The sequence below is a fragment of the Bradyrhizobium sp. NP1 genome (genome assembly GCF_030378205.1).
Lineage (GTDB): Bacteria > Pseudomonadota > Alphaproteobacteria > Rhizobiales > Xanthobacteraceae > Bradyrhizobium.
Genome location: NZ_CP127385.1, coordinates 3,209,097 through 3,221,156, shown reverse-complemented (window position 1 = coordinate 3,221,156; position 12,060 = coordinate 3,209,097). Strand labels below are relative to the sequence as shown.

Sequence of the window (12,060 nt, the reverse complement as noted above, 5' to 3'; positions counted from 1 at the left end):
CGGTGATCGGCCATCGCCCGTTGTGGATTGACGCCTCGCAGTGGAGCCCATCAAGGATGGGCATTTGCATCGTCCGAACAGGCGGACGGCTCTCCGTGGGCGCGGATGCATGCACGATATAGCCACGGCTCGACGTAGCTGCCCTTCCAAAGTCCTTGGCCCTTGCGCTCAGCCTCGCGCTGAGCTTCGTGATATCTGCCCTTCGAGTATTGGGGCCAATCCAGCGCGAGACCGTTGCGCACAAGCCATTCCCCAAGATCCCTGCCTGCGACCGAACAGGTCGCTACCGTGCGGCCATATTGGTCGAGGCTGAGCGGGACACAGTTGACGGGACGGCGAGCAATGAAGGCGTCAAGGCTGTTCGCGGCTTGTGCACCGCAACGATATTGCAAACTGTCTTCACCGCGACATAGCTGAGTGCTTTCTGGCGCATCGCGCCCTCGACGGTCAACCTGGAACAGCGCGATGTCCTCGGCATCAAAGCCGAACGAACAGGACGATGGGCTGGATGCCGCCGTCGAGCAGGCGATCGCCGTTTGCGGCGGCGATATGCGCGTGGCTATTCGCGCACTGATCGTTGCGAACCATTTCCTGGAGTCCGAGATTTCAGAGTTGAAGAAGGCCGTCTCGCACGCCTACGCGCGCGGGCGCTTTCGGACCTACACGGGATAGTCGGGTTTGGTGAGTTGGAAATGAAACATCCGGACAGGTAGTTCTTGATGACGGGCGATCAGGCGCTGCTATGCCAGTTCATGAGCGAGAGCAAACGCTGAATGTGCAATCTCTATTCGATCACCACCAACCCGGCCGCAATAGCCGCCCTGTTTCGGCGCATGAACCGATATGTCGGCAACCTCGAACCGATGCCGGGCGTCTTCCCCGACTACCTAGCGCCGGTCGTCCGCAATGCCGAAGGAGACACGCTCGAGATCATGAAGATGCGCTGGGGCATGCCGGCGCCACCGGACAGACCCGGTGCCCCCATCACGAACATCCGCAACACGTCGTGGAAGTATTGGCACGACCGGCTCGCCGAGCCGCAGCAACGCTGCCTGGTGCCGGCCAACAGCTTCGCCGAATACGCACCGGAGCCAAACCCGGAGACGAAAAAGAAAGACGTCGTCTGGTTCGCGCTCGATGACAGCCGCCCGCTGTTCTGCTTCGCGGGCATCTGGACCGAGTTCAGGGGCGACCGCGGCACCAAGTCGATGCCGATTCCAGGCCCTCACCTCGTCTGCGGGTTCCTCACAACATCGCCGAACGCCGTCGTCGAGCCGATCCACTCAAAGGCCATGCCAGTGATCCTGACCACCGAGAAGGAACGCGATGTCTGGATGCGCGCACCTTGGGACGAGGCAAAGGCCCTGCAGCGCCCCCTCCCCGACGACGCGCTGAAGATCGTCATGCGCGGAGCGGACAAGGAGGACAAGATGGCGGCGTGAGGCACCCAAACGTCTTCAGCGGCCGCCCGCGAAAGGCACGACTGCACGTTATCTCGTTGCGGTTCCAAGAAGAATCATCGAGCGTGGCGTTCGAACAGGGGGACCATTCGTGCTCGCGACGACCGCAGCATCATATCTCGAAATGCTCAATCCAGAGCAGCGTCGCGCCGTCGAGCACGGGGTCACCGCCGATGGTCATGTCGGAGTGCCCCTCCTGGTCATCGCCGGCGCCGGGTCCGGCAAGACGAACACGCTTGCGCACCGCGTCGCCCATCTGATCGTCAGCGGCGCCGACCCTCGCCGGATCCTGCTGATGACCTTTTCGCGCCGCGCAGCATCCGAGATGTCGAAGCGGGTCGAACGGATCGCGCGAAAGGTCCTCGGTGAGCAGGCTGGCATTATGAACGAGGCGTTGAGCTGGGCCGGCACGTTCCACGGTATCGGCGCGCGGCTGCTACGCGAATACGCGGACCAGATCGGACTCAATCCCGCTTTCACCATTCATGATCGCGAGGACTCGGCCGATCTCATGAATCTGGTCCGGCACGAACGCGGACTGTCGAAAACCGAGAGGCGGTTTCCCGCCAAGGGCACTTGCCTTTCGATCTACTCGCGCTGTGTCAATGCCGAGACCGAGCTCGAAGAAGTGCTCGGCGCATTCTACCCGTGGTGCGCCGGCTGGGCCGCCGAGCTCAAGGAGCTGTTCGCGGCTTACGTTGAAGCCAAGCAGAAGCACAACGTTCTCGACTACGACGATCTCCTTCTCTACTGGGCGCAGATGATGACAGATGCGGCCATCGCCGACGACATCGGCGGCCGCTTCGACCACGTGCTTGTCGACGAATACCAGGATACGAACCGGCTGCAATCGTCGGTTCTGCTCGCCTTGAAGCCCGCCGGGCGCGGCCTCACGGTGGTTGGCGACGACGCGCAATCGATCTACTCTTTTCGCGCCGCTACGGTTCGCAACATTCTCGATTTTCCTGAGCAGTTCAGCCCGAAGGCGGAGATCGTCACGCTCGACCGCAACTATCGCTCGACTCAGCCGATCCTTTCCGCCGCAAACGGCGTCATCGACCTCGCCAGGGAGCGCTTCACCAAGAACCTATGGACCGAGCGCACCTCACCGGTAAAACCCAGCCTCGTCGCCGTACGCGACGAGGCAGATCAGGCGCGCTACATCGTCGAACAAATCCTCGAGAGCCGCGAGGAAGGGGCCCTTCTCAAGCAACAGGCGGTGCTTTTCCGCACGTCATCGCATACCGGGCCGCAGGAAGTCGAGCTCACCCGTCGCAATATCCCTTTCGTGAAGTTCGGCGGCCTGAAGTTTCTCGACGCGGCGCACGTCAAGGACGTCCTTGGCTGATGCGGTTCGTGGAGAATCCGCGCGATCGCGTGGCCGGCTTTCGCGTCCTACACCTGCTGCCAGGCATCGGCCCGGCTTCGGCGCAACGCATCCTCGATCACATGTCAGAAGCGCCCGACCCGCTTAATGCACTTTGCACGCTATCCGCCCCGGCCCGCGCCGGCGACGATTGGACCACCTTTGCCGAGACGATCGGAAACCTCCGGTATTCGGAGTGGCCATCGGACTTGGAACGCGTTCGCCTCTGGTACGAACCGCATCTTGACCGCATCCACGAGGATGCCGACGTTCGGCGCGCAGACCTCATTCAGCTCGAGCAAATCGCTGGCGGGTATCCTTCGCGCGAGCGCTTTCTTACCGAACTCACGCTGGACCCGCCCGATGCGACCAGCGACCAGGCTGGTGTCCCTTTGCTGGATGAGGACTACCTGATCCTGTCGACCATTCACTCGGCCAAAGGCCAGGAATGGAAGTCGGTCTACGTGCTGAACGTGGTCGACGGCTGCATGCCGTCGGACTTGGGGGCCGGCACCTCGGCCGAGCTCGAGGAGGAACGCCGGCTGCCCTACGTCGCCATGACGCGGGCAAAGGATGATCTCCATCTTGTCGTGCCTCAGCGCTTCTTCACGCACGGTCAGCGTTCGCAAGGCGACCGGCATGTCTACGCATCCAGAACGCGCTTCATTCCCGAGAAGCTGCTTGGACTGTTCGAGCGCACAAGTTGGCCGTTGGCGTCGCCTGGCCTGCCTGCGCCGGGCCCAAGCCAAGACCCACGGATTGACATCGGGGCTCGCATGCGAGGCATGTGGCGCTAGACCTCTTCCGCCCACCACGTTCTCGAATCCCTGTCCCGTCATCGCAACGGGAACTACTCAAAAGGCCAAAGGATTCCGTATTGCAGGAGCCTTCAGGATGCTGATGACGAAGGAAAATCGACCTGCGATCCGGACGCTGCGCGGCTGCGCGACATCCGTGCCGCTGGAGGCGGGTGCGATTCGCGAGTGCGAGTACCACGGCTGGAAGCATGACCGCGCGGATCCGCACGCCGTGAGCGTACGTTCAAATTCGCCAGCATAGATCCGCCACCCGGCGTTTCGCCCGAGGCCGCCGGCATCGCGATCACCGCGGTCCTGGATTCGATGGGCTACACCTGCGCCGAATGCCAGCCCGAGGCCTAGGCGACGCCGCTTCATCAGAGAATCTGCAAGACTACGAGGCACGCGCTGTCACGGGTCTCCGAAAGCCTTCCGGGCTCACACCTCACTTGCAATCAGGTGGAGCTCATGCAGATCGACACCGTGGCATCGCCGGAGATGCCTGGATTTACCGAGCTTGGGATTTCGCCGCACTTGATCGAGGAAACAGTTCAAAAGTGTTGCGGAGTTCGTGAATAAAGAAGTTAATTGGCTGGACTGCTCTTCGCGCCGGTTGGACTTGAGGGTCTCTAGGTTCTTGCGCCTTTTTCTTCCTGCACTTCGCATTCCTCTTTAGGCTCGTTCGCAGAAAATCAATCAACGCCTGCAGCGGGCCATCGGCTGGCGCATGGTGCATCTGCATCTAGCGCGACCGTCGCCGTTCGTGGTAACTTAACTAAAAAGGGGGAGCGCGAGAGCCATCGGCAAGGGCGCGCACCGCCGAGCGTCGAACTTACGCGCTGCCCTCGGACCCTCATTGAGGAGGCGCAGCAATGGCCATCGATTTCAGACTGACGAAAGAACAGCAGGAGTTGCGGGAGGCAGCCCGTGACTTCGCGCAGAACGTGCTCGCTCCGCTCGTTCCCGATGCAGATGCAACGCGCGACCCGCATGAGGCCTTCGCCAAGACCAAACCGGCTTACGTCGAGTCTTACAAGCGTGGGTTCGCCATGGGATTCCTTCCCAAGGAGTACGGTGGTGGCAGCGTCAGTAACCTCGACCTCCAGCTGGTCGCCGAGGAGATTTGCGCCGTCGACCCGGGCTTCGCGACGACGCTCCTGGTTAATGGTTTGGGCCTTATGAACGTCGTCTGGTTCGGCACCGATGCCGAAAAGGAGAAGTGGCTTCGGCCGGCCTGCACGGATGCGAAGGGAGAGTATCTTGCTGGCTGGGTGGTGAGCGAGGCAGCGGGCCGTCCCGGCGGCACCGCAAATTTCGATGCACCGCAGCCGTTGCCCATAGGCATCGGTCTCACCGCCGAACTGGTGAACGGCGAGTACGTGCTGAATGGACGCAAATACTGGCCGTGCAATGCCGGCGGGTGGGACAAACAGGGCGCCGACGTCAACGTATGCATCGTCAGGACGGACAAAACGAAGGGCGGCAAGGAGGGTCTGAGCGCAATTCTCGTGCCGAGAGGCGCGCCGGGTTTCCGCGTCGAGAAGGTCATCGACACGATGGGCCATCGCCTGTGTCAGAACAATTCACTCGTGTTCGACAACGTGCGCGTGCCCGAAGAGAACGTTATTTCCGGCACGAAAGGCAACGGCGACCTCGTCATCAGTAAGGCCTTCACATGGTCGGGCCCGGTCGCGGCGATCGCCGCAGTCGGTGTCGCCAGAGCTGCCTACGAATATACCCTCGAATGGGCCAAGGGCCACACGGCAGGTGGTGCTCAACCGATCATGCAACATCAGCATGTGGGTTATCTGCTGTCGGATGTGGCTATGAAGATCGAGGCTGCGCGCTATCTCTCCTGGAAATCGGCGCAATACCTCGATCTCTATGACAGCGAGGGCCATGTCCCAGGCGCTTGGTCGAAGATTTTCGGCGGAGAGACCTGTGTCGAGGTCGTATACACGTGCATGCGCATCATGGGCGTCAACAGCTATGACAGGAGCCATCCGCTTGAGAAATATATGCGTGAGGCCCTGTGCTTCCCGATTTACGACGCCGGCAACATCGGCATGCAGCGTCGTAAGATTCATGGCGTGATGGCCCACGATTCATTCGACCCGCGCGCGTTCGTCGACAACAAGGCGATGGTGTTCTCGAAGGATATGGAAGGATTGGACACGTCCCCGAACCTAGTCGAAACGGCGACGCCTCCGGAGCCGCACAAAGTGGCGGCCTAGTGCGCAGTCCGGAGCGGGCAGAGGATTCGCGGGCGAGCGTAAGGCCTAGGCCCAGCGGTGGGTCGCTGCCGTAGGCCCCTGACGGCAGCGGCTAACCATCGGTACCTGTAGCGCGGCGCCGCAGGATCACGCAGCTGGGCGCGGGCGCGCTTAATGTGACCGGGTCACATTCATGCCGGTCCGTGGCCTCGGCACGTTCGTAGCGCTTGGCGTTAGCAAATGACTGAGAAGTTCGCTTCCCCGCAGGTTTTCATCCGACACGATCCAGCGTCGCCGACTTGCGATGTCGTAGTTTTGGTTCGCGGCCAGGAAATGGTTCTCCGTTGTCCGAACTATTCTCAGGCACTGAAATGGGCTCGTTTGGAATGCAAGTCCTACAAAATTCCGCAGCCTGATATTGAGCCACTTAGCGGACTGGACCACGACGAAGAAACGCCGCTATTTTTGCGCTCTCCCGAGACAACTGATTGACGCGGCGGCAAACGGTTTTTCGGCGGCAGGTAAGCGTCAGCCCGTATTCCTGACCGCTTCAGCTAGCATGGCGTAAAGCTGGCGCTTGGTGAATTCCTTACGCTGCCTCAGCTTCCGCGAAGACACCACCTTTGCCACCGGGCGGACACAGGCAGCCAACAACACTGGCCTTCGCTTCGGAACCGGCCGTATCTTGGGTTTTGCTGTTGGCGGCTTGCGACCGCGCTTCAGGCCCAAACGATTTAGCTTGGCGGAGACCGCGTTACGGCTATACCCGAGACGGCGCGCGATCTGCGCGGCGCTCTGTCCTACGACCCAGAGCTTTTTGAGCAGTGCTACGTCTTCCGCATCCCAACCCATGGGAGATTCTTATACGCCGACTGCCAACTACAGGCTAGGCGTGCCGGTCGCCGAGGCCGACGTCCGCTTCGGTGCGCATCCCAGACTCAAGTCGGACATCGCGCGCCAGGAGCCGACATCGGCGCACCTATCCGATCACCTCGTCGGCAAGTGCAGGAGTCAGGCTAGGTCCACTGCGAGGCGCTTGAGATCGGCGAGCGAGCAGTGGCCCAGAGCGCCTTCGTGAGTGGCGCGCAAGACCACGCGGGGCGCCTGGCCCGCCTCGAGTGCTTCTTGCCAACGCGGAGCACAGAGGCACCAACGGTCGCCGGGTTTCAGACCGCGAAAGCCGAATTCCGGCATCGGTGTCGAAAGATCGTTGCCGCGGGATTTGGAAAACTCGAGAAACTCGGCGGTCATGACGGCGCAGACCGTGTGGCTACCGATGTCCTCTCGCCCAGTGTCGCAGCAGCCGTCTCGAAAGAACCCCGTCATTGGGCTTATCGAGCAGACTTCGAGCCGCGCTCCAAGCACGTTACGGGGTGTGCTCGGCCGACCGCCTCCATTACCGTTGTCGTCCCTCAGCATTGCCGTCTCCGCGTGCTGTGTTGTCGACCGACTGCTGATCTTTGGAGAGTCGCACCTGCCGCTTCCGACCCGTGCCAAAGGCGGACATCGTCTCCGTTTACCTCTTTGGGTACGCCGTGAAAATGCAATCTTTTGCCGCCCCTATCGTATGGCACGCGTACCCGCAGTTGGCGCCGCTCCCATCGGGCGTGAACGTGTCGGACTCGGCGTGAGCGCTATTCCGACTTTCCGCGCGAGATCATCCCGTTTGCATCGATGCGCGTCATGAAAGCATCCCCCTTGCAACTGGCTCCGGCTCACCGATCTGCAGCCATTGACCATCCAGAAAGAGACGAAGGGACGTGTGTCTCAGGCGGACGATCTATTTGGTACGGCGGCCGAACGATTCCGCGTAGGCCTCGGTGCGCGTGTTGATGATCGGGTCATCCGAGGGGTCAATGCCGCTCGTCACGTTGGTTGGCAAGAACAGCAACTCGTTCACGACTTTCTTCGTGTCCAACGCTTTGATGACCGCGATTTCGCCGAGCTCCACCGTCGGCCGGCTGTCCGGCCAGACCTTCGTGGCATCCGTGATCGAATCATCGGCGGCGGCAACCTGCACCAGGAGGCGGAACTTGACTGGTCCTTTTTCGAGCGATGCCCGCAGATTGTCGGCTAGTGCATTCGGAGGACGCTTCGCGGCCTCCTCGTCGCTCACATAGGCGGGCCCGCTCTCGGGCACGATGCGGTAGCGGCCGAACTTGCTTGTTCCTTGCGCATTGGTAAACTTGAACGCGTTGACGCCGAAGAACGGCTGCGTGCCGTAGCTGACCGCCACAGGCCGCGGCGCCGTCACAAAAGCGAGTGCGGCCGGGTGGGTCGACAAGAATTTATCGACCGGCGTCGGCTTGGGCACGTCGGGACCGCTTGCGCCGACCGCCTGGAGCAGAGCCAGAAAATCCTCGCCGGTCGCCACCGGAAACCCGTTTGCCGATATGCAGATGATGTCGGCCTCGCTCCGATCCGAGAGACGGAACTTGATCGCCATGCCGCGGACACGGTCGGTCGAAGGGTGGGTGTCGGGCGCGTCCGCCACGCCGCCCGCATTGGAAAAACGAATAATCAGCGGCGTGGGTGCACCTTTAAGAAAGACAGCCGAGCTGAGCGCATCGGCGCCTTGCGCCGGCGTGAACATGCCTTCGAACACGGCGCCCTTGGTGTGGTTCGCTCGAACGCCCGGATGCGCGCCGTAAAGCGCGTTCATTTGATCGACCAGCCGAACGCCGAGCGGAGCGTCTTCGGCACGGGCGCAGGTCGCGCCTGCCGCCATCAGCGCCGAGAATGCGATGCTCGCCGCAACTCTTTGAAACGATCGCATGACTGTTCTCCTGATCAATCACGGAGCGCATGCAGAGTCGTTTCAGGCTGCCGAATAATCGCGCCCGCGGCCATCAATCTAAACTAAAATTCGCTCCCGACATAGTCGATATCCCGCCAACCGGCGCGCCCTCGCCCACCACGTCGTAGTCCGTCTCGTTCCACTCGACGGTTGGCCGTGAGCCCCAGGAAATACATATTTTCCGAAATGACGACAGAACGTTGGCGTGTTGGTTCTTTCGCCCATGTCTCATAAGGGTCAATCGCGTCGTTCTAACCGTGCGCTCGTCACTTCCGGTCTACTCCGATAAGCGGACTGGCTGGTCTCGGCTGCGTAGGGCGAGCGGAACTCGCGCGCTGGCGCCCCTCCGATCGGCGTAAGTCGTATTGCGAGGCCATCGCCATAGGCCGCCCGGCGCATTTTGATTTCTCCTCCTTGGACTAGGCCGCTCTGATATTGTCGTGCTTTGAGCGGACACGAACCACCTTTGGCCATGCGTTCGCTGTCACGACCCCGGCTCATTGGATTGTGCGACATGGATTGGGCTGACTATCTCCTGGACCAAGCAGCCAAGTATCGGCAACTTGCCGAGCAGACTGACGATCCTGTCATTAAAAACGAGATGCTTGAGCTGGCGTCCGTGTGTGACGGGGTCGCCAATAATATCGAGGACCATCTCACAGGCGGGTAGCCCTTTCGCCCGCGACGTCTCTGCCTTCGTGAGAAAGCCGCTGGCGTCTGATTTGACCCAAAGAGGCTGCAGGAGACGTCCGGCGGAACCCTTCCATCAATGAAATAGTTTCCATGGTGGCGTTGTTTTTGAGAGGAAGACGTCATGAAACGAACAGGGATTGTGACCGTTATGGCAGCTTGGCTGATCGGGACGATGAGCTTGGCTAGCTTTGCGGCCAGCGACTTTGAGGGCGTGTGGAAAGTCAAGGACACGGCCGGGAAACAGTTCGAGATAACCCTATCGGGCGGTGGGGCAGCCAAGGCAACCCGAGGGGAGGGAATGACAGGCAGCTGGAAGGAAGAGGGCAATGCCGCTGTGATCACCTGGAACACCGGGTGGACCACTAAAATCACGAAGAACGGCAACCGCTACGAGAAGGCGGCCTATCGGAAGGGTGAGCCGTTGACCGGAAAGCCAGCCAACAGCTCGGACGCCGAAAAGGTCAAGTGAGATCCGTGCGCGGTCCGGCATAGCGCCGCCTGTCATGCCGGCGGCAGACTGGACTTCCGTATCGAGGGCAATCGCTCGGCGAGCCGGCGCACTGCCAGGTCCACGGGACGCTCGGCCATCAGCTTTTGCAACAGCATGGCGGCGTGGGTCGCATCACGGTCGAGTATGGCGTAGGCCGCCAGATATGCTTCGCGCCAGGCGGACGGCGCGTCGCTCGGCCACGGTTCAAAGACAGTGATCGGCTCCGCGCGCCCGCGGACCGCCAGCTGCCCAAGCGGGCGCAGCAGCGCGGCGTCACATCGCGCAGCTGCACCTGGCCCGACACAGATCGCCGTACCGAGCTCCTTGTTGCAAGCTTCGAGCCGCGCCGCCATGTTGACGGCATCGCCGTGAGCGGTGTAGTCGAGCTTGGATTGAATGCCGACGTCGCCGACGACGGCGGGCCCGGTCTCGATCCCGATGCGGGTGCGGCCCAGCTCCATTGCGACGGCGGGGGCGCGGCGGCGAAAGCCCTCGCTCCACGCCTGAATGGCGATCGCGCATTCGACGGCGCGTTGTGGATGATCCTCAAGGTCGAGGGGTGCATTAAAGAGAGCATGCACGCCGTCTCCGACGATCTTATCGATCATGCCGCCATGCTTGATCACGATGCCGGCGACGCCCTCGAAATATTGGTCGAGCGTTGCAACCAGCTCCTCGGGGCCGGCGCGATGCATCGTCGCGGTGAAACCCTCGATGTCAGTGAAGAGCGAGGTGACCTCGCGCCGCTCCCCAGTGAGCTTGACCAGATCCGGTTGTTCGACGATGCGGCGGACGACCGCCGGCGCGAGATGCTGTTCGAGCCGATGGCGCACGAACGCCTCCCGCCGGCGCGTCAACGAGTAGGCGGTACCGGCCGTCACGGTGAACACCAGCATGGCCGCGATCGAGGGGGTCAGCGGATCGACGAGGCGATCCGTGAGACCCGACACGGCGATTGCGGCGATCCAGAGCAGCGCGATCGCGGCGGTCAAGATTGCGCTGCCAGTAACCGGCGACAAGGCAGCGCCTAACACGACGGCAAGCACCCCAATCACCAGGACCGTGAGCGGCTGTACGATGGCCGCGCCAGCCAGCGTGCGCGGCACGCGGCCAGCGACCATCTGCTCGACCGCATCGGCCTGGATCTGCACCGACGGCGTCAGCGGATCCGCAGGTGTTTTGCGCAAGCCGCCGAGCTCTGGCGCGGAACCGCCAAGCAGCACCAGTGCGCCCGCCAACCTGCCGCCGTCGGCCCGTCCCTCGAGGACATCGACCGCGGATAGTGTGCGGGCGACGCGACGCCAAGGCGTCGCCGGCACGAGCCGGAGCAGGCCATCGCGCGACAGTGCAACTCGCCTGCTGCCGACCACCAGCGTCGGGGGCTCTCCTTCAATGAGATAGCTCGCGGCACCCGATGCGAGGCGCAGCGCCTCGGCAGCGAGACCCGGCATCAGGACACGAGCGGCGGCGACGAAGACCGGAATCTGGCGGATGGCCCCATCGGCGCTGCCAGGTAATGAGAGCGTACCGAGGCCGCTCGCCGCGGCGGCCAGCGGCCGCGTCGGCCCGATCGCGCCCGCGGCCTGCCATAAATCGTCGAACGGTAGGGACCCGCGGCTTACGATTGCGGCACCCGGCAATGCGCCGTCGCGATCGGGATCGAGCACAAAGCCGAGCGCGACGGGGATGCTGCTGATCGCTCGCGCCAGCCGCTTGTCGCCGTCCGGCAGGCTTTCACCCAGCGTACTGATCTCGGCGCGGCCGGTCACCAATCCGAGCCGGCGGGCGAGCGCAGCTTGCGAACGGTCGTCGGGCTCGGCGAACAGCACATCGATCGCGATAGCAGCGGGCCGCCCGGCCGCCACCGCCTCGACGAGCCGTGCCATTGTCTCCCGCGGCCACGGCCAGGTGCCCAGCGCATCGATTGACGCACGATCGATGTCGACAACGATCACCTTGAGGTCGGATACCACGGGTCTACGCAGCGGTTGGTCGCCGGCGAGCATGATGTCGAAGGCGCCGTCGCGCAGCACCTCGCTTATGGTCTTGGGAAGCAGGTTAGCTGCCGCCAGAAACACGGCCAGCGTCGCGGCTCCCGCCGCAACCGGCAGGCGCTGCTGCAACGCTCGACGCATCCTACCCATCGAGATGCCGCCGCGCCACCACGGCGAATGTCTGCGACAACAGTGAAAGAACCACTTCGTTTGCTGGCATGTTTTTCCAATAGAGAAGTCAATCTGCGTC

11 protein-coding genes and 1 pseudogene are annotated in these 12,060 nt (G+C 62.4%); 7 read left to right on the top strand and 5 right to left on the bottom strand.

What is annotated here, in order from left to right; genetic code table 11:
* Nucleotides 1-50: 50 nt before the first annotated feature.
* The gene (locus tag QOU61_RS15185) at nt 51-392 is read right to left on the bottom strand and encodes a thermonuclease family protein (RefSeq protein ID WP_354142529.1); all 342 of its coding nucleotides are present in this window, start codon (nt 390-392) and stop codon (nt 51-53) included.
* Nucleotides 393-465: 73 nt separating this feature from the next.
* On the opposite strand from QOU61_RS15185, the gene QOU61_RS15180 reads away from it, so the two are divergent.
* The 5 genes and pseudogenes from QOU61_RS15180 to QOU61_RS15160 all read left to right on the top strand — a co-directional run bounded on the left by QOU61_RS15180 (nt 466) and on the right by QOU61_RS15160 (nt 5,857).
* On the top strand, nt 466-672 hold the full coding sequence (locus tag QOU61_RS15180; protein WP_289659704.1) for a hypothetical protein: 207 nt from the start codon (nt 466-468) through the stop codon (nt 670-672).
* A 101-nt stretch (nt 673-773) separates the two neighbouring features.
* On the top strand, nt 774-1,442 hold the full coding sequence (locus QOU61_RS15175; protein ID WP_289659702.1) for an SOS response-associated peptidase: 669 nt from the start codon (nt 774-776) through the stop codon (nt 1,440-1,442).
* 142 nt (nt 1,443-1,584) lie between these two features.
* A pseudogene (locus tag QOU61_RS15170) lies at nt 1,585-3,623 on the top strand (ATP-dependent helicase).
* Nucleotides 3,624-3,720: 97 nt separating this feature from the next.
* Nucleotides 3,721-3,885 carry a hypothetical protein gene (locus QOU61_RS37350; protein WP_502876930.1) on the top strand — a complete coding sequence of 55 codons (165 nt, stop codon included), beginning with the start codon at nt 3,721-3,723 and terminating at the stop codon, nt 3,883-3,885.
* Nucleotides 3,886-4,495: 610 nt separating this feature from the next.
* Nucleotides 4,496-5,857 carry an acyl-CoA dehydrogenase family protein gene (locus QOU61_RS15160; protein WP_289659700.1) on the top strand — a complete coding sequence of 454 codons (1,362 nt, stop codon included), beginning with the start codon at nt 4,496-4,498 and terminating at the stop codon, nt 5,855-5,857.
* 507 nt (nt 5,858-6,364) lie between these two features.
* On the opposite strand, the gene QOU61_RS15155 is transcribed toward QOU61_RS15160, so the two are convergent.
* The 3 genes from QOU61_RS15155 to QOU61_RS15145 all read right to left on the bottom strand — a co-directional run bounded on the left by QOU61_RS15155 (nt 6,365) and on the right by QOU61_RS15145 (nt 8,498).
* Nucleotides 6,365-6,688, bottom strand: coding sequence for a GcrA family cell cycle regulator (locus QOU61_RS15155; protein ID WP_289659698.1), 324 nt, complete (start codon nt 6,686-6,688; stop codon nt 6,365-6,367).
* A gap of 159 nt (nt 6,689-6,847) precedes the next feature.
* Entirely contained in the window at nt 6,848-7,255 is a 408-nt protein-coding gene (locus tag QOU61_RS15150; RefSeq protein ID WP_289659696.1) for a DUF2237 family protein, read from the bottom strand.
* A gap of 361 nt (nt 7,256-7,616) precedes the next feature.
* Nucleotides 7,617-8,498: a catalase family peroxidase gene (locus QOU61_RS15145; protein WP_289659694.1), complete on the bottom strand. Its 882-nt coding sequence runs from the start codon at nt 8,496-8,498 to the stop codon at nt 7,617-7,619.
* 649 nt (nt 8,499-9,147) lie between these two features.
* Between QOU61_RS15145 and QOU61_RS15140 the strand changes: the two genes are divergently transcribed.
* Both QOU61_RS15140 and QOU61_RS15135 read left to right on the top strand, forming a co-directional pair.
* Nucleotides 9,148-9,303 (top strand): hypothetical protein, encoded by a 156-nt coding sequence (locus tag QOU61_RS15140; protein WP_289659692.1) that lies wholly within the window; start codon nt 9,148-9,150, stop codon nt 9,301-9,303.
* 144 nt (nt 9,304-9,447) lie between these two features.
* The gene (locus QOU61_RS15135) at nt 9,448-9,795 is read left to right on the top strand and encodes a hypothetical protein (RefSeq protein ID WP_289659690.1); all 348 of its coding nucleotides are present in this window, start codon (nt 9,448-9,450) and stop codon (nt 9,793-9,795) included.
* A 32-nt stretch (nt 9,796-9,827) separates the two neighbouring features.
* Here QOU61_RS15135 and QOU61_RS15130 read toward each other — a convergent pair whose 3' ends face one another.
* Nucleotides 9,828-11,939, bottom strand: coding sequence for a CHASE2 domain-containing protein (locus tag QOU61_RS15130; RefSeq protein WP_289659688.1), 2,112 nt, complete (start codon nt 11,937-11,939; stop codon nt 9,828-9,830).
* Nucleotides 11,940-12,060: the final 121 nt, after the last annotated feature.

Excerpts from the sequence above, each read along its gene's own strand:
- QOU61_RS15175 (WP_289659702.1), top strand. The coding sequence starts at position 774 with ATGTGCAATCTCTATTCGATCACCACCAACCCGGCCGCAATAGCCGCC.
- QOU61_RS15180 (WP_289659704.1), top strand. The coding sequence starts at position 466 with ATGTCCTCGGCATCAAAGCCGAACGAACAGGACGATGGGCTGGATGCC.
- QOU61_RS37350 (WP_502876930.1), top strand. The coding sequence starts at position 3,721 with ATGCTGATGACGAAGGAAAATCGACCTGCGATCCGGACGCTGCGCGGC.
- QOU61_RS15150 (WP_289659696.1), bottom strand. The coding sequence starts at position 7,255 with ATGCTGAGGGACGACAACGGTAATGGAGGCGGTCGGCCGAGCACACCC.
- QOU61_RS15135 (WP_289659690.1), top strand. The coding sequence starts at position 9,448 with ATGAAACGAACAGGGATTGTGACCGTTATGGCAGCTTGGCTGATCGGG.
- QOU61_RS15160 (WP_289659700.1), top strand. The coding sequence starts at position 4,496 with ATGGCCATCGATTTCAGACTGACGAAAGAACAGCAGGAGTTGCGGGAG.
- QOU61_RS15145 (WP_289659694.1), bottom strand. The coding sequence starts at position 8,498 with ATGAACGCGCTTTACGGCGCGCATCCGGGCGTTCGAGCGAACCACACC.
- QOU61_RS15140 (WP_289659692.1), top strand. The coding sequence starts at position 9,148 with ATGGATTGGGCTGACTATCTCCTGGACCAAGCAGCCAAGTATCGGCAA.
- QOU61_RS15155 (WP_289659698.1), bottom strand. The coding sequence starts at position 6,688 with ATGGGTTGGGATGCGGAAGACGTAGCACTGCTCAAAAAGCTCTGGGTC.